This window comes from Stenotrophomonas sp. Steno-Z4, assembly GCF_056393145.1.
The window spans coordinates 1,278,281-1,294,085 of sequence record NZ_JBWJPC010000001.1 but is presented as its reverse complement, the minus strand read 5'-3'; the positions used below and the strand labels follow the sequence as shown (position 1 = coordinate 1,294,085).

The 15,805-nt window shown below is 68.8% G+C and carries 16 protein-coding genes; 5 read left to right on the top strand and 11 right to left on the bottom strand.

Translation table 11 applies throughout. From position 1 onward, the window contains the following. Nucleotides 1-30: 30 nt before the first annotated feature. The 3 genes from AC06E7_RS05720 to AC06E7_RS05710 all read right to left on the bottom strand — a co-directional run bounded on the left by AC06E7_RS05720 (nt 31) and on the right by AC06E7_RS05710 (nt 3,531). Nucleotides 31-564: a gamma carbonic anhydrase family protein gene (locus AC06E7_RS05720; RefSeq protein WP_068854363.1), complete on the bottom strand. Its 534-nt coding sequence runs from the start codon at nt 562-564 to the stop codon at nt 31-33. 41 nt (nt 565-605) lie between these two features. Beyond that, complete coding sequence (gene mnmG, locus AC06E7_RS05715) at nt 606-2,495, bottom strand: tRNA uridine-5-carboxymethylaminomethyl(34) synthesis enzyme MnmG (protein ID WP_478063441.1); 1,890 nt, start codon at nt 2,493-2,495, stop codon at nt 606-608. A gap of 493 nt (nt 2,496-2,988) precedes the next feature. Beyond that, nucleotides 2,989-3,531 (bottom strand): hypothetical protein, encoded by a 543-nt coding sequence (locus tag AC06E7_RS05710; RefSeq protein ID WP_478063439.1) that lies wholly within the window; start codon nt 3,529-3,531, stop codon nt 2,989-2,991. Nucleotides 3,532-3,642: 111 nt separating this feature from the next. Here AC06E7_RS05710 and AC06E7_RS05705 point away from each other — a divergent pair, with 111 nt between their 5' ends. Both AC06E7_RS05705 and AC06E7_RS05700 read left to right on the top strand, forming a co-directional pair. Beyond that, nucleotides 3,643-4,602 (top strand): pyridoxal-phosphate dependent enzyme, encoded by a 960-nt coding sequence (locus tag AC06E7_RS05705; RefSeq protein ID WP_478063437.1) that lies wholly within the window; start codon nt 3,643-3,645, stop codon nt 4,600-4,602. Beyond that, nucleotides 4,587-5,210, top strand: a complete 624-nt coding sequence (locus AC06E7_RS05700) for a YdcF family protein (RefSeq protein WP_068854872.1) — start codon at nt 4,587-4,589, stop codon at nt 5,208-5,210. The genes AC06E7_RS05705 and AC06E7_RS05700 overlap by 16 nt, the downstream gene beginning before the upstream one ends. Nucleotides 5,211-5,227: 17 nt before the next feature. Here AC06E7_RS05700 and bioC read toward each other — a convergent pair whose 3' ends face one another. From bioC to bioB, 5 genes are all read right to left on the bottom strand, one after another. After that, on the bottom strand, nt 5,228-6,112 hold the full coding sequence (gene bioC, locus AC06E7_RS05695; protein ID WP_068854359.1) for a malonyl-ACP O-methyltransferase BioC: 885 nt from the start codon (nt 6,110-6,112) through the stop codon (nt 5,228-5,230). A 50-nt stretch (nt 6,113-6,162) separates the two neighbouring features. Continuing rightward, complete coding sequence (locus tag AC06E7_RS05690; protein ID WP_068854358.1) at nt 6,163-6,945, bottom strand: SDR family oxidoreductase; 783 nt, start codon at nt 6,943-6,945, stop codon at nt 6,163-6,165. Nucleotides 6,946-7,003: 58 nt separating this feature from the next. Then, nucleotides 7,004-7,765 (bottom strand): pimeloyl-ACP methyl ester esterase BioH, encoded by a 762-nt coding sequence (gene bioH / locus AC06E7_RS05685; RefSeq protein WP_210131449.1) that lies wholly within the window; start codon nt 7,763-7,765, stop codon nt 7,004-7,006. Nucleotides 7,766-7,787: 22 nt separating this feature from the next. Further along, the gene (bioF, locus tag AC06E7_RS05680) at nt 7,788-8,999 is read right to left on the bottom strand and encodes an 8-amino-7-oxononanoate synthase (RefSeq protein WP_068854356.1); all 1,212 of its coding nucleotides are present in this window, start codon (nt 8,997-8,999) and stop codon (nt 7,788-7,790) included. Nucleotides 9,000-9,078: 79 nt separating this feature from the next. After that, nucleotides 9,079-10,113, bottom strand: coding sequence for a biotin synthase BioB (gene bioB, locus AC06E7_RS05675; protein ID WP_478063434.1), 1,035 nt, complete (start codon nt 10,111-10,113; stop codon nt 9,079-9,081). A gap of 70 nt (nt 10,114-10,183) precedes the next feature. Between bioB and AC06E7_RS05670 the strand changes: the two genes are divergently transcribed. The 3 genes from AC06E7_RS05670 to AC06E7_RS05660 all read left to right on the top strand — a co-directional run bounded on the left by AC06E7_RS05670 (nt 10,184) and on the right by AC06E7_RS05660 (nt 12,050). Continuing rightward, nucleotides 10,184-10,885, top strand: a complete 702-nt coding sequence (locus AC06E7_RS05670) for a double zinc ribbon domain-containing protein (protein WP_478063432.1) — start codon at nt 10,184-10,186, stop codon at nt 10,883-10,885. Between the two features lie 69 nt (nt 10,886-10,954). After that, nucleotides 10,955-11,518, top strand: a complete 564-nt coding sequence (locus tag AC06E7_RS05665) for an HdeD family acid-resistance protein (protein ID WP_095363187.1) — start codon at nt 10,955-10,957, stop codon at nt 11,516-11,518. A 46-nt stretch (nt 11,519-11,564) separates the two neighbouring features. After that, nucleotides 11,565-12,050 carry a SecDF P1 head subdomain-containing protein gene (locus AC06E7_RS05660; RefSeq protein ID WP_184125955.1) on the top strand — a complete coding sequence of 162 codons (486 nt, stop codon included), beginning with the start codon at nt 11,565-11,567 and terminating at the stop codon, nt 12,048-12,050. Between the two features lie 6 nt (nt 12,051-12,056). Here the strand turns inward: AC06E7_RS05660 and AC06E7_RS05655 are convergent, their stop codons facing one another. From AC06E7_RS05655 to AC06E7_RS05645, 3 genes are read right to left on the bottom strand one after another with little or no spacing between them, the layout of a single operon-like run. Next, on the bottom strand, nt 12,057-13,865 hold the full coding sequence (locus tag AC06E7_RS05655; RefSeq protein ID WP_478063429.1) for an MFS transporter: 1,809 nt from the start codon (nt 13,863-13,865) through the stop codon (nt 12,057-12,059). A 49-nt stretch (nt 13,866-13,914) separates the two neighbouring features. Beyond that, the gene (gene nagA, locus AC06E7_RS05650; RefSeq protein WP_478063428.1) at nt 13,915-15,030 is read right to left on the bottom strand and encodes an N-acetylglucosamine-6-phosphate deacetylase; all 1,116 of its coding nucleotides are present in this window, start codon (nt 15,028-15,030) and stop codon (nt 13,915-13,917) included. Continuing rightward, nucleotides 15,027-15,803: a DeoR family transcriptional regulator gene (locus tag AC06E7_RS05645; protein WP_068854349.1), complete on the bottom strand. Its 777-nt coding sequence runs from the start codon at nt 15,801-15,803 to the stop codon at nt 15,027-15,029. The genes nagA and AC06E7_RS05645 overlap by 4 nt, the downstream gene beginning before the upstream one ends. Between the last annotated feature and the right edge of the window lie 2 nt (nt 15,804-15,805).

The window sequence follows — 15,805 nt, the reverse complement described above, 5'->3', positions numbered from 1 at the left end:
GGTCGGAGACCGACTTTACCGTGTGCGGGGTCACATCCCCAAGTACTTGTCCTTCAACCGCACGTAGTGGTCGGCCGAGTAGTGCAGCGACTCGATCTCCTGATCGCTGAGCGTACGCACCGGTCGGGCCGGGTTGCCCACCCACAGCTCGCCTTCGCCCACCACCTTGCCCGGCCCGATCACCGCACCGGCGCCGACAAAGCTGTGCCGGCTCACGGTGGCGCCATCGAGGATGCACGCCCCCATCCCGATCAGGCTGTACTCGCCGATGGTGCAGGCATGGATGATGGTGCCGTGGCCGACGGTGACGCCCTCACCGATCAGGGTCGGGTAGCCGCCCTTGTTGTAGGGGCTGTGGTGGCTGACATGGATGATGGTGCCATCCTGGATGTTGCTGCGCGCGCCGATCCGCACATGGTTGACGTCGCCGCGGATCACCGTGCCCGGCCACACCGACACATCGTCCCCGAGCACCACGTCACCGATGATCGTGCAGGCCGGGTCGATCCAGGCGCGCTCGCCAACGACGGGGAAGGTATCGAGGAAGGGACGAAGGGGGGACATGGTGACGCTCCACGAGGCAGGCCACCATGATACCGCCGTGGTTACGCCACCCGGCTGCGCCGGGCGCGTTCCAGGTGCACCAGCAGCAGCGAGATCGCCGCCGGGGTCATGCCCGGGATGCGCTGGGCCTGGCCGATGGTCTGCGGGCGCACCCGCTCCAGCTTCTGCTGCACTTCGGCCGACAGCCCGCGCACGCCGGCGTAATCGAACGCCGCATCGATGGCGGTGTTCTCATGGCGCTGCTGGCGTTCGATCTCCTCGCGCTGGCGGTCCAGGTAGCCGGCGTACTTCACTCCGATCTCAACCTGCTCGGCCACCTTCGCATCCGCCACGCCCGGGCCCAGCGAGGGCACCTGCATCAGCTTGGCGTAATCCAGTTCCGGGCGCTTGATCAGGTCCAGCACGTTGGTTTCGCGGCTGACCGCCACGCCCAGCGTGGCGTCCACTTCGCGGCCCAGCGCGTTGGCCGGGGTGGCCCACAGCGCACGCAGGCGCGCCGATTCCTGCGCCACCGCCTCCTGCTTGGCCTGGAAAGCGGCCCAGCGCCGGTCGTCGACCACGCCCAGCTCACGGCCGATGCCGGTCAGGCGCACGTCGGCGTTGTCTTCGCGCAGCTGCAGCCGGTACTCGGCGCGGCTGGTGAACATGCGGTACGGCTCGGTGGTGCCATGGGTGATCAGGTCATCCACCAGCACGCCCAGGTAGGCCTCGTCGCGGCGCGGGCACCAGCCCGCCTCGTCGCGCACGCGGCGGGCGGCGTTGAGGCCGGCCAGCAGGCCCTGCGCGGCCGCCTCTTCATAGCCGGTGGTGCCGTTGATCTGCCCGGCGAAGAACAGCCCGGACACCGCCTTGGTTTCCAGCGTGTTGTTCAACCCGCGCGGGTCGAAGAAGTCGTATTCGATGGCGTAGCCGGGCCGCGTGATATGCGCGTTCTCGAAGCCACGGATGCTGCGCACCAGCGCCAGCTGCACATCGAACGGCAGCGAGGTGGAAATGCCGTTGGGGTAGATCTCCACCACGTCCAGCCCTTCGGGCTCGACGAAGATCTGGTGGCTGGCCTTCTCGGCAAAGCGCACCACCTTGTCTTCGATGGACGGGCAGTAGCGCGGGCCGATGCCTTCGATCTGGCCGCTGTACAGCGGCGAGCGGTGCAGCGCGCTGCGGATGATCTCGTGGGTGTGCTCGCTGGTGTGGGTGATCCAGCAGCTCACCTGCGGCGGGTGCTCGGCCACGCTGCCCAGGAAGGACATCACCGGGCGCGGGTCGTCGCCGGGCTGCTCGTCCATCACGCTGTAGTCCAGCGAGCGGCCATCGATGCGCGGCGGGGTGCCGGTCTTGAGCCGGTCGATCGCGAACGGGCGCTCGCGCAGGCGCGCGGCCAGCGTGGTGGCCGGCGGGTCGCCCATGCGGCCGGCGGCGTACTGGGTCTGGCCGACGTGGATCTTGCCGGCCAGGAAGGTGCCGGCGGTCAGCACCACGGCCGGGGCGTTGAACTGCAGCCCGGTCTGGGTGATCACGCCACGCACGGCGTCACCTTCGATGACCAGGTCATCCACGGCGGCCTGGAACACGGTCAGGTTGGGCTGCGCCTCGACCATCGCCCGGATGGCCATCCGGTACAGGTTGCGGTCGGCCTGGCAGCGGGTCGCGCGCACGGCCGGGCCCTTGGAGGCATTGAGCGTGCGCCACTGGATGCCGGCGCGGTCGGCGGCATGCGCCATGGCGCCGCCCAGGGCGTCGATTTCCTTGACCAGATGGCCCTTGCCGATCCCGCCGATGGCCGGGTTGCAGCTCATCGCGCCGATGGTTTCCACGTTGTGGGTCAGCAGCAGGGTGCGTACGCCGCTGCGGGCAGCTGCCAGCGCGGCTTCGGTGCCGGCATGGCCGCCGCCGATCACGATGACGTCGTAGCCGTAGAAAGAATCGGTCATGGGGTGCTCTGGGGCAGGGCCGGTACGGCCCGGAACCGCCCTGGGACAGGGCGCGGTGGTCATTTTAGCGCCGTTCGCGCCGGGTCCGTGAACGGGGGCCTGCAAAAAAATTCGCACGCAACCCTAAAGTTGGCACGTTCTCTGCAGATAACCCAATAGCACCCAGGATGGCAGGCGCCGAAAGGCGCTACGGATCGGAATTGGAACAGGGGCCGATCCATGCGCATCCCGGGGAAGCAGAAGGGCCGGCAGTCGGGGGACTGTCGGCCCTGTTTTTATCCCCCCGGAAGACAAAAGGCCCCGCCATTGGCGGGGCCTTCTGCGTTGTAGGTGCCGACATCCGACAGGGCCGGAACAGGGGGGATCCAGATGTTCCTGTCGGATATCGACATAGAGCTCAATGTGACGCCGTATGTCGTTTTTGTCACTTTTCGACCGAGGCCGTCACTGCCCGGCTAGATTGACCTGCCGGGCAGGTGAAAATCAAGCGGTCTTAGTTCTCATGTGTGCGCTGGTTCAACTTATTCATATTTCGCCAGGGAGAGCCATTGCTGCGCTGGGCCGGCGGGCTGGGTCGGGACTGCGGCGCGCTCACCGGGCGCTGTTGCTGTTGCGGCTGCGGGCGCTGCTGCGGCGGGCGGTCCGGACGCGGTGGGCGGCCCACCGAATCCATGTTCCGCCACGGCGAGCCGCCGTTGTAGGGCGGGCGCGGACGGTCCGGCGGGCGCACCTGGCCACCATTGCCGTTGCCCGGGCGGGGCGGCGGGCGGTGGTTGTGCGGCGGGCGGTAGTTCGGGTACGGCCGGTAGATCGGGTAGTTGCTGTAACCACCGTAGCCGCCATAACCGTAATAGCCGCCACCACCGTAGTAGCCGCTGCCGTAGCCGGACGGATAGCCGGCCGGATAGCGGTACTCCACCGACGGGGCGCCATGGTAGTAGCCGTTGCCACCACCGCCGCCGCCCACGTAGTCGTAAGTCGCGCAGCCAGACAGCGTCAGCAACAGGCTGCCGGCAAGCATGAGGCGCATTTTCATGTAAGGGTCCCCCTGGGGTATGGCCCAGCTTCAGGCCGCCGCATTGAATCGGCCCTTAACTTTGCCCAGGCCGGATGAACGGTTGCCATCGTGGCACGTTAATCTTGTGTCATGACCGATTCATCCTTGCCCTGCGTCGATGACCTGCTGGCCGCCGCCGCGCGCATCGCGCCGCATGCCAGCGTCACCCCGGTGCTGCAGTCGCAGGTGCTGGACGCGTTGAGCGGGGCGCGGCTGGCGTTCAAGGCCGAGCATCTGCAGCGCGGCGGTGCCTTCAAGTTCCGCGGCGCCTGCAACGCGGTCTGGGCGCTGCCCGAGGCCGTCGCCGCACGCGGGGTGGTCACCCATTCGTCGGGCAACCACGGTGCGGCGCTGGCGCTCGCCGCGCGCACCCGTGGCATTGCCTGTCATGTGGTGGTGCCGGAAGGCGCGGTAGCGGCCAAGCTGGCCAACATCGTGCGTCATGGCGCCACCCTGTGGCGCTGCGACCCGACCATCGCCGCGCGCGAGGCCATGTGCGCCCAGGTCGAGGCCGAGACCGGCGCCACCCTGGTCCATCCCTATGCCGATTCCCACGTCATTGCCGGGCAGGGCACGGCGGCGCTGGAGCTGCTGGGCAGCCACGGTCCGCTCGATACCCTGGTGGTCCCGGTGGGCGGCGGTGGCCTGGCGGCCGGAACCCGGCTGGCGCTGCAGGCGGTGAGTCCGGTCACGCGGCTGGTACTGGCCGAACCGGAGGGCGCCGCCGATACGGCCCGTTCGCTGGCCGCCGGCGAGCGCCGGCTGGACTTCACCCCCGACACGATCTGCGATGGCCTGCGCGGCACGCTGGGTGCGCCGAACTTCGCGCTGCTGCAGGGCGCGGCCGAGGTGATCACCGTGGACGATGCGGCCACCGTCGCGGCCATGCGCCTGCTCTGGCAGGTGCTCAAGCAGGTGGTGGAACCGTCCTCGGCGATTGCGCTGGCCGCGATCCTGTCCCAGCCCGCACGGTTTGCCGGGCAGCGGGTGGGCGTGGTGCTGTCCGGCGGCAACGTCGACCTGGATGCCCTGCCCTGGGCCGCGGCATGACCCGGCGCGCACGGGTCGGGCTGGGGGGCTGGCTGTGGCGGCTGTGCATGCTGTTGGCGGCCTGGCTGCTCTGTGTCACCGCATGGATCGTCTGGGTCGGTGAGCGCGACCAGGCGGCCAAGGCCGATGCGATCATCGTGCTGGGCGCGGCGGCCTACGACGCCAAGCCGTCGCCGGTGTTCGAAGAGCGCATCCGGCATGGGCTGGATCTGTACCGCCAGGGCTACGCGCCATTGCTGATCTTCACCGGCGGCTACGGGGGCACCGGCGCGCGCTTTTCCGAATCGCAGGTCGCGCGCCGTTACGCCTTGAAACAGGGCGTGCCGGACGACGCGATCCTGATTGAAACCGCCTCGCGCACCACCCGCCAGAACCTGGCCGAAGCGCGGCTGTTGATGGACCAGCACAAGCTGCACCGGGTGATCATCGTCAGCGACCCGCTGCACATGGCGCGCGCGCTGCGCCTGGCCCGCGAACTGGGCATCGATGCACTGGCCTCGTCAACGCCGAGCACGCGGTTCCGCAGCTTCCACACCAGCTGGAAGTTCCTGGCGCAGGAAATCTATTTCTTCCATCGGGACATGTTCCCGTCCGCGAACGGTTCCTGACCGATATTTCTGGTTGGTCAGGTGGTCTTGCGCCGGATCGGAATCGCCGACACGGGGACGCTGGCCACATCCTGCCCGCGCTCGCGGATCGGCGCGCCCGCATCCGGCGCCCACGCGTGCGCGTAAATCACTTCCCAGCTGCTGGGCAGCGTGCCGTCCTCGCGACGCAGCGGTTCATAGGCGGCGCGCGCTGCAGCGAACCTGCCGCGCCCGGTCAACGTATGCCGGCGATCCTGGCGTGCATTGGTTGCGCCAATGGCGCGCAGCTCGCGCATCAGTGCATCCATGTCGGAATAGGTGAGCGTGAACAGGTCGCGGTCCAGCACCGGGTCGCGGAAGCCGGACATCATCAGCGCGTCGCCGAACTGCGCAATCGGCGGGAACCGGCTCACGTGCGAGGTGTCATCGGCGCTGGCGAACGCGTCGCGCAGCTCGATCAGCGTTTCCGGGCCGAACGTGGAACACACCAGCAGCCCGCCCGGCTTGAGCACGCGGCGGAAACCGGCGAACACCGCGGGCAGGTCCTCCACCCACTGCAGGCACAGGTTGCTGTAGATCACATCCACGCTCTGGTCGCGCAACGGCAACGCCTGCGCATCACCGCACACCCGGGTGAAGGGCTTCCACCAGCCGGCCTGCTTCTTCGCTTCGCGCAGCATCGGCTCGGCCATGTCCAGCGCGATCACCTGCGCCTTGGGCCAGCGCTTCTTCATCGCCGCACTGGCGTGGCCGGTGCCGCTGCCCACGTCCAGCACCACCTCCGGCTGCCGGCTTTCGAGATAGTCCAGCGATTCGAGCAGCCGCTTCTCCACCTCGCGCTGCAGGGCAGCGGCGGCGTCGTAACTGCTGGCGGCGCGCGAAAACGCGCGGCGGACGTGCTGGGGATCAAAGCTGGCGGTCATGTAAGGCTCACTATGCGGTAGCGCACGACCGTTGGTCGTGCGCCGGAAACTCAGAACGTACCGGGGTAAGCCCCGCCATCAATCAACAGGTTCTGCCCGGTGATGTAACCCGACTGCGCACTGCACAGGAACGCGCACGCCGCGCCGAACTCATCGGCGGTGCCGAAGCGCCCGGCCGGAATGTGGGTGCGCTTGCGCTCGGCAATCTGCCCCGCATCCACGCCCTGCTGCTGCGCCATGTAGGCGAAGTTGCCGCGCAGCCGGTCGGTGTCGAACTGGCCGGGCAGCAGGTTGTTGAGGGTGACGTTGTGGGCCACGGTGCGGCGCGCCAGCCCGGCGACGAAGCCGGTCAGGCCCGAGCGCGCGCCATTGGACAGGCCCAGGATGTCGATGGGTGCCTTCACCGACGAGGAGGTGATGTTGACCACGCGCCCGAAGCCTCGTTCGATCATGCCATCCACGGTGGCACGGATCAGCGCGATCGGCGCCAGCATGTTCGCGTCCAGCGCAGCGATCCAGTCCTCGCGCTCGAACTGGCGGAAGTCGCCCGCCGGCGGCCCACCGGCGTTGTTGACCAGAATGTCCACCTGGGGGCAGGCGGCCAGCGCCGCCGCGCGGCCGGCCTCGGTGGTGACATCGGCGACCACCGTGATTACTTTGCCGGCGCCCGGCAGCGCCCGGAGTTCTTCACCGGCGTGGGCGAGGGCTTCCTCACCCCGGGCGGCGATCACCACGTTCACGCCCTCGCGCGCCAGCGCGCGGGCGCAGCCCAGTCCCAGGCCTTTGCTGGCAGCGCAGACGAGGGCCCAGCGGCCGGCGATTCCAAGGTCCATGCATCAGTTCCGTAGTGGGGGACAGGCGTACATGATCGGCGATGCGCGCGCGGGTGGGTCAGGAAAGCGAGGCAACGAAGTGTTGCAGCTGCGCCGCCACCTCGTCGGTATGGCCCAGGAACGGCGCGTGTCCGCCATGGGCCACTACATGCACGCTGGAACGCGGTGCGAGCGCGGCAGCGGCCTGCATCGCCCGCGCCGACACCAGCCGGTCGCGTTGACCGGCCAACCACAGGCTGGGCACGGGCAGGCGGGGCAGGGCGCCACGCAGGTCAGCGCTTTCCAGCAGGCGAAGGCCTTCCTGCAGGGCACGCGGGGCGGGCTCACCGCGCGCTACCAGCGCCGCGCGCAGGCTGCGCAGTTCCTGCCGGGCGTGTTCGGAGCCCATCGCATCCAGGGCCAGGAAGCGCTCCAGCGTGCCGCGATAGTCCTGCGCCAGGTCCTGGCCGAACTGTTCGAAGACCGCAGTTTCCACTGCGTATGGCCAGTCCTCGCCACGCACGAAGCGCGGTGTGGCCGCGATCATCGCGAGCCCACGCACCTTGGGCAGCGTGGCCGCCGCATGCAGCGCGAACAGCCCACCCAGCGACCAACCACACCACACGGCCGGCGGGGTCGCGGCGGCAATCGCACCGACCACGAACGGCAGGCGCAGCGGGGTGGCATCGTCGCGGCTGTTGCCGTGCCCGGGCAGGTCGACCAGGTGCAGCTCGAACTGCGCCGACAATCGCTCCACCAGCGGCGCGAACACACCGCCATGCAGGGCCCAGCCGTGGATCAGTACCAGCGCCGGCCCGCTGCCGACCACCTCGATATGCATGCTCACACCCAACCGCCGTGCATCACGCGCTCAGCGCATCCAGTGCCTGCTGGCGCAGCACCTGGTCGCGCGCGTGGGCGATGGCATCGGTGAGCGCACGTACTTCCGGCACCGTGTGCAGCGCCGACAGGGTCACGCGCAGGCGTGCCTTGCCCTCGGGCACGGTCGGCGGACGGATCGCGCTGACCAGGAAACCAGCCGCTTCCAGCGCGGCCGACAAGCCCATCACCGTCGATTCGGCCCCGCACAGCAGCGGCTGGATCGGCGTATCGGAGGGCATCAGTTCCAGCCCATGCTGGCGCGCGCCGGCACGGAACACGCCGACCAGTTCGGCCAGCTTCTCGCGGCGCCAGTCGTCGCGGCGGGCCAGCTTCACGGCGGCCAATGCCGCCGCCGCCTGCGCCGGCGGCACCGCCGTGGTGTAGATGTAGGGGCGTGCGGTTTCGGCCAGGTGCTGGATCATCGCCTCGTCGCCCACCACCAGCGCGCCGCTGCCACCCAAGGCCTTGCCCAGCGTGACCAGCTGCAGCGGCACATCGGCCACGCCCAGCCCGGCGTCGGCCACGCAGCCGCGGCCGTGCTCGCCGATCACGCCCACGCCGTGTGCGTCGTCCACGTACAACACCGCTTCCTGCATGCGCGCCACCAGCGAGAGCGAGCGCAGCGGGGCGATGTCGCCATCCATGCTGAAGACACCATCGGTGACCAGCATCGCCGCGCCGTCGGGTGCGTGCTTGAGCTGGCGCAGCGCACCTTCGGTATCCAGGTGCGGGTAGCGGCGCAGGCGGCAGCCGGCCAGGCGCGTGGCATCGAGCAGGCTGGCGTGGTTGAGCCGGTCCTGCACGCACACATCGTCTTCTTCGCTGAGCAGTGCCTGCTGCACCGCCAGGTTGGCGGCAAAGCCGCTGCCAAACAGCAGCGCACGCGGGTAGCCCAACCAGTCGGCCACTTCCTGTTCCAGCGCTTCATGCAGCGCATGGTGGCCGCAGATCAGGTGTGAGGCGCCCGCCCCGGCACCTTCGCGCGCGGCGGCATCCTGCAGCGCGCTGACCACGCCAAACTGCTGGGACAGGCCCAGATAGTCATTGCTGCAGAAGCCGGTGAGCCACTGGCCATTGACCTCCAGGCGCACGCCATCGCGCCGGGTTACCGTGCGGCGCACGCGGATACGGCCCTGCGCTTCGCGAAGCTTGCGCTGGGACTGGATGCGGTCGTGCAGGTCGGTACGGGCCATGGTCGTCAATGTCATGGGCTGGCAGGGCAGCTAGCGTACCCGGTTGCCGGGCGCTGCGCTGCACCGCCCGGGGCAGGGCTCAGGCCGCTTGTCCGCAACCACCGCCACAGGTGATGTCGGCATGCACGGTGCCGGGGTGGTCATGCCCGGCCGCATCCACCTGCACCGCCATCGGGCGCAGACCCAGCCGGCTGAACAGGGCCAGGTCGCGCTCGGTATCCGGGTTGCCGGTGGTCAGCAGTTTTTCGCCGTAAAAGATCGAGTTGGCCCCGGCCAGGAAGCACAGCGCCTGCAGCTCATCGCTCATTGCTTCGCGCCCGGCCGACAGCCGCACCATGGCCCTGGGCATCACGATGCGGGCCACCGCGATCATCCGCACGAACTCGAACGGGTCCAGTTCGGCACTGCCATGCAGCGGCGTGCCGGCCACCTGCACCAGCCGGTTGATCGGCACCGAATCGGGGTGCGCCGGCAGGTTGGCCAGCGCCAGCAGCAGCCCGGCGCGGTGCGCGCGGGTTTCGCCCATGCCGACGATGCCGCCGCAGCAGGTCTTCAGCCCGGCCTCGCGCACGTGTTCCAGCGTATCCAGCCGGTCCTGGTACTGGCGGGTGTGGATGATCGAGTCGTAGTAATCCGGCGCGGTATCCAGGTTGTGGTTGTAGTAGTCCAGCCCGGCCTCGCGCAGGGCCACGGCCTGCGCCCCGTCGAGCATGCCAAGCGTGGCGCAGGTTTCCAGCCCCAGTGCCTTCACCTCGCGGATCATCGCCGCCACCTTGGGGATGTCGCGGTCCTTGGGCGACCGCCACGCCGCGCCCATGCAGAACCGCGACGCCCCGGCCGCCTTGGCCTGGCGGGCCTTGGCGACCACGTCGTCGGTGGCCATCAGCTTCTGTGCGCTCACCCCGGTGTCGTAGCGCTGGGCCTGCGGGCAGTATGCGCAGTCCTCCGGGCAGCCGCCGGTCTTGACCGAGAGCAGGGTCGAGACCTGCACCTCGGTAGGATCAAAGTGCTCCCGGTGCACGCCCGCCGCCCGGTACAGCAGCTCCGGGAAGGGCACCTCGAACAGCGCCAGCAGCTCCTCGGGGTGCCAGTCGTGGCGGATGACAGAAGCCATGGGAGTGTCCTGACAGATTGGAGAACGAAGGGGCGGCAGTCTGGTGAGGTTGAAGGAGGCTGTCAACCATATGTACTTTCGCAAAGTTTACGATGTGCTGGGGTGGTTGGGGCATCACTGCCTGCCGCTGCGCTGCCTGGTCTGCGCCAATCCGGGAAATGACGGGCTGGATCTGTGTGCCGCCTGCTACGCCGAGCTTCCGTGGAACGACCATGCCTGCCCGTTGTGCGCGCTGCCGCTGCCGCCGGATGAACCGGCCAAGGTGTGCGGTGGCTGCCTGGCCGAGCCGCCGCGGCAGGCCGGGGCGGCGGCGACCTTCCTGTATGCGCCGCCGATCGACCGGCTGGTGCTGCGCTTCAAGTTCCACCAGGACCTGGCCGCCGGGCGGCTGCTATCACAGTTAATGCTGCACGCCGTGCCGGAGTTCGCGCAGCACCCGCTGCTGCCGATGCCGCTGCATGGGCGCCGGCTTCGCGAGCGGGGCTACGACCAGGCCCGGGAACTGGCCCGCCCGTTGGCGCGGGAGCTCCAGTTGCCGCTCTGGACCGGGCTGTGCCGCAGCCGGGCGACCCTGGCCCAGTCCACGCTGGACGCCGACGCACGCCGCCAGAACCTCAAGGGCGCCTTCGCCGTGCGGGCCACCCCGCCGGCCCGGCTGACCCTCGTGGACGATGTGATGACCACCGGCGCCACCTTGGACGCGGCCGTGAGGGCGCTGCGCCGGTCCGGCCTGCAGGAGGCCATGCTGTGGGTCTGCGCCCGGGCGCCGTGACACCTTGCCGCCGCCTGCACACGGGGCGGGCCTAGCATCGCGGTTGACTCTCCTCCCAGGAACACCGTCATGAGCCAGGCTCCGGAACTGCGCACTACGTCGCTGTTGTCGTTGGTGGGCCGCAGCTGGTGGGTGGTGCTTCTGTATGGGCTGATCGCCATCGGCTTCGGCCTGATCGCCATCGCCCGGCCGCTGTCCGCCGCCGCCGGGCTGGCCTGGGCCATCGGCGTGATGGCGCTGGTGGAAGGACTGGTCAGCCTGTTCGCGGCATTCAGCGGCAACAGCGGCGCGCCGCGCGGCTGGGCATTGGTCTACGCGCTGGCCTCGATCGGTTTTGGCGCGCTGGCAGTGATCAACCCGCTGGTGACCGCCAAGGTGCTGGTGCTGCTGCTGGCGATCTGGCTGATCCTGGCCGGTGTGTACCGCATCGTGTTTGCCATCCGCGTACGCAGGCAGATCGAAGGCGAATGGCTGCTGATCGTCAGCGGCGTACTGGCCATCGTGCTGGGCGTCATGATGTTCGGCAACCCGCTCGGCGGGGTGGCGGTAACCACGCTGTGGATCGGCATCGGCAGCCTGATCTACGGCGTGCTGCAGGTCGTGGTGGCATTCCGGCTCAGGAAGTTGCGCTGACGGCTCCGGTTCGGGCCACAATGCTTCAAACAACGGGAGTACTGTAATGCGCAACGGATGGCGATGGAGCCTGGCGGCAGCGAGCCTGCTGCTGGTCACGGCATGCAACCAGCACAACGGCGCGGCGTTGAACCCTGCAGCGCAGGGCAACCCGCCGCTCGCCGATGTACGCATCGAAATGCGCCCGGTCGCGGAGGTCGGCGAGCCGGGCGTCGAGGTCCGCTTCGCACACGGGGAGACCGTCAAGCTGGCCAACCCGCCCGTGTTCACGACCGGCGCGATTGCCAGCGTGCGCCAGGTGGTCAACGAGGACGGAAAGGCCAACGTGTACTACGCGTTCACCGAGGCCGCCGCGCCCCGCATCCACAGCGCCACCGAGCGCCTGGTCGGACGGACGATGGTGCTCACCGTCGATGGCGAACCGATCTCCCGGGCGAACCTCAGCGGCCCCTTCGGCGAGAGCATGATGACCTCGGGCCTTGAGGCGGACGAAGCCACCGCGCTGGTTACCCGGATCACCGGGCGACCGTAGCGCTGTCTAGCGGAACCGCGCTTCGATCTCCTCCAGCGTCTTGCCCTTGGTCTCCGGCAGCAGGAACGCGGCCACCAGGAAGTACAGCAGCGTGCAGCCGGCCCAGAAGAAGAACATGCTGGCGTAGCCGTGGTGGCCCACGGTCGGCAGGAAGATCGCGGCGATCACCGTGGATACGAACTGGTTGATCAGCAGCGCGATGCTCATGCCGTTGGAGCGGATGCGGGTAGGCATCAGCTCCGACAGCGCCAGCCACACGCAGACGCCCGGGCCTACCGCGAAGAACGCCACGAACAGCAGGATGCAGCCGGCCACCAGCCAGCCGTGCGTGGGCGAGGGCACCGGGCCGATGACCGCGCGCTCGATCACCAGCGGCGCCTGCACGGCGGCGGCCGGATCCGGGAACGGGTTGAGGTTGAGGCGGCGGAAGAACGCGCCGATCACGCTGTCAGCCGACACCGCGTCTTCGCGGCGGATCTGCAGCGTGGCGTCGATGGGGTTGTCGCTGCGCAGCGAACGCACGTTGCTGAAGCCGCCGTAGGCGTAGGACACCGTGAGCTGCAGTGGCTGACCGTCGGCGTTGCCATCCAGCCGGCGCCACTGTGCGGCATCCATCGGCAGCGACAGCGACTGCCCGTACACCTGCTGCTGCAGCGCGGGCTGTACATCCAACCGCCCGTGTTCGCTGCGCACGAACAGCAGCGCGGCGCCCAGCAGCGCGATGGTGATGCCGCCGGTGCCCAGCATCAACAGGAACTTGCGGCCCTTGCGATCCACCAGCACCAGCGCGACGATGGTCATCAGCGCATTGAGCAGCTTGATGGAGACATCGGCCCAATTGGCCACCGCGCCGGGCAGCCCGGCCTGGTGGAGGATGTTCACCGCATAGGCCAGTACCGAATTGATGCCGGTCGCCTGGGTGAAGGCCAGCACCAGGCAGGCCAGCACGAAGGGCCACACATAGCGGCGGCTCAGCAGCGGATCGCGCCTGGCCGGGCTGCCATCGCTGGCCGGTGCATCGGGTGCCTGCATGCGCGCCAGCGTGGCTTCCACCTCCGCCGGCGCCACCGTGCGCTGCAGGGCGCTGCGTGCTTTCTCAATGCGGCCGCGCCGCACCAGCCAGCGGGGCGATTCGCTGATCAGCAACGCGCCGCCGGTGAACACCAACCCGGGCAGCAGGCAACTCCAGAAGATGGTGCGCCAGGCGTGGTCCTTCACCGCGAACAGCATGCGCTGCTGCTCCTCGCCCGGCAGGTGGCGCACGGCGGCAGTGGCGGCGTCCACGCTATGGGCGTGATACAGCCCGATCACCGCCGCCAGTACCAGTCCGATGGTAAGCAGCAGCTGGAACATCGCCGCGCCACGCCCGCGCCGTTCGGGACTCAGCACTTCGGCGAGGTACAGCGGCACCACCACGCCGATCAGGCCACCGCTGATGCCCTGCAGCAGGCGCCCCATCAACAGCGGCCCATAGCCTTCGGACAGCGCCATCACCGGAATGCTGGCGGTGAACAGCACGCCGGCCAGCACCATCGCGCCGCGCCGGCCGATCAGGTCGGCCACGGCGCCGGCAAACAGCGAGGACAGCACGCTGCCCAGCAGCACCGCAGCCACCACGAAGCCAAGCTGCTGGGTGGTCAGGTGCCAGCTGGCGGTGGCCGTGGCCTCGAGGTAAGGCAGGGCGCCGGCGATGATGCCGATGTCGATGCCGTAGAGCAGGCCGCCCATGCCGCCGATGAAGAGCAGATAGCGCACCGGCCAACGCGGCGCGTTGTCGGAAGCGGGCACGGGCATCACGGCGGAAGCGTCGTTCATGGTGCGGTCCTGTCTACGTTGGAACGCGCCGCACGGGGCGCGGAATCACTCAGTCAAGCGTGATGCGTTCGCCTTCCACCACTACCTGCTGCACGCGCAGGTCATGGTCGAGCACGACCAGGTCCGCCCACGCGCCCGGTTGCAGGCGGCCGCGGTCATCCAGGCCCAGATAGTCGGCGGGGTAGCGTGAAACGCGGTTGGATGCGTCATCCAACGCCAGACCCAGCGCAACCAGGTTGCGAAGTGCCTGGTCCATGGTCAGCGCGCTGCCGGCCAGCGAGCCACTTTCCAGGCGCACGCAGCCCAGACACTTGTGCACGCGCTGCACGCCGAGCGCGTATTCGCCATCGGGCATGCCGGTGGCCGCGGTGGCGTCGGTCACGCAGTACAGGCGCGGAATCGCGCGCAGCGCGGTGCGGATCGCGCCGGGGTGCACGTGCTGGAGGTCGGGAATGAGTTCGGCGTACTCGGCATGCGCCAGCGCTGCCGTGGCGATGCCGGGATGGTAGTGGTCCACGCCGGTCATGCCGTTGAACAGATGGGTGAAGCCGGCGGCACCTGCCTCCAGCGCGGCCACGCCCTGCTCGTAACTGCCTGCACTGTGTCCCAGCTGCACGCGGATGCCGAGCGCGTTCAATGCGGGGATCAATGCAAGGTGCTGGCCGATTTCCGGTGCCAGGGTCAGCACCTTGATCGGTGCGATGGCGTGCAGGTGGCGCACATCCTCCAGCGTGGCTTCCACCACCAGCGGCGGCTGCGCACCCAGCCGCTCGGCGCTGATGAACGGGCCCTCCAGGTGCACGCCCAGCACACGCGCCATGCCGCTATCACGCCGGGAAATCGCGGTGGACAGGCCCTGCAGCGCACGCACGATGTCGCCTGCCTCGGCAGTCATGGTGGTGCCCAGCAGCGCGGTGGTACCATGCCGCGCGTGCGCGCGTGCCACCGTCTGCGCGGTATTTCCGCCCTGCATGATGTCCACCCCGGCACCGCCATGCACATGCAGGTCGATGAAGCCGGGCAGGATCAGCGGCACCTCGTCATCGCCACGCGGGTCAGCGTGGTCACTGTTGATCGACACGATGCGCTGGCCAAAGGCGATGTTGCCGCGCACCAACCCGAGCGGGGTCAGGATGCGGCCATGCAGGGTGGAATCGGGGTTCAAGGCGGCGACTCGGCAATGATCACTTCGATGCCCAGCTTCTGCAGCCCTTCCAGGTATTCCGCATCGATGCTGGCGTCGGTGATGATGGTATGGACCTGGTCCAGGCGGGCGATGCGGTGCAGGCTGACGTGGCCGAACTTGGAGGCGTCGGTGAGCACCACCACGCGTCGTGCGCGCTCCACCATTCGGTGGTTGAGGCGGGCCTCGGCTTCATGGTGGGTGGTGAGCCCGAACTGCAGGTCCAGCCCGTCCACGCCCAGGAACAGGGTGTCGAAGCTGTAGGTATTGAGGCTGGCCTCGGCCTGGCTGCCCTGCAGCGACAGTGACTGCTTGCGCAGCAGGCCCCCGGTGAGCAGCAGTTCCACGCCCGGTGCATTGGCCAGCTCCCAGGCGATGTTGAGCCCGTTGGTCATCACCGTCACGTCGCGGTGTTCGCGCAGGTGGCGCGCCAGCGTCATGGTGGTGGAACCGGAATCGATGATGATGTTGTCGCCAGCGCGTACCAGCCGCGCGGCATGCGCGCCGATGCTGTCTTTCAGCGGCAGGTTCAGCGTGTCCTTTTCATGGATGTCCTGCTCCAGCGGTGGCTTGCGCACCAGGGTGGCGCCGCCGTGGGTACGCGTGGCCAGGCCCTGCGCTTCGATGTGGGTCAGGTCGGCGCGGATGGTCACTGCCGAAACGCCGAAGCGCTCCACCAGTTCGCTGACCTGCACGTTGCCGTGTTCGACCAGCAACTGCAGGATCTGTTGGCGGCGCTGCCGTGTGTTGCGCATGG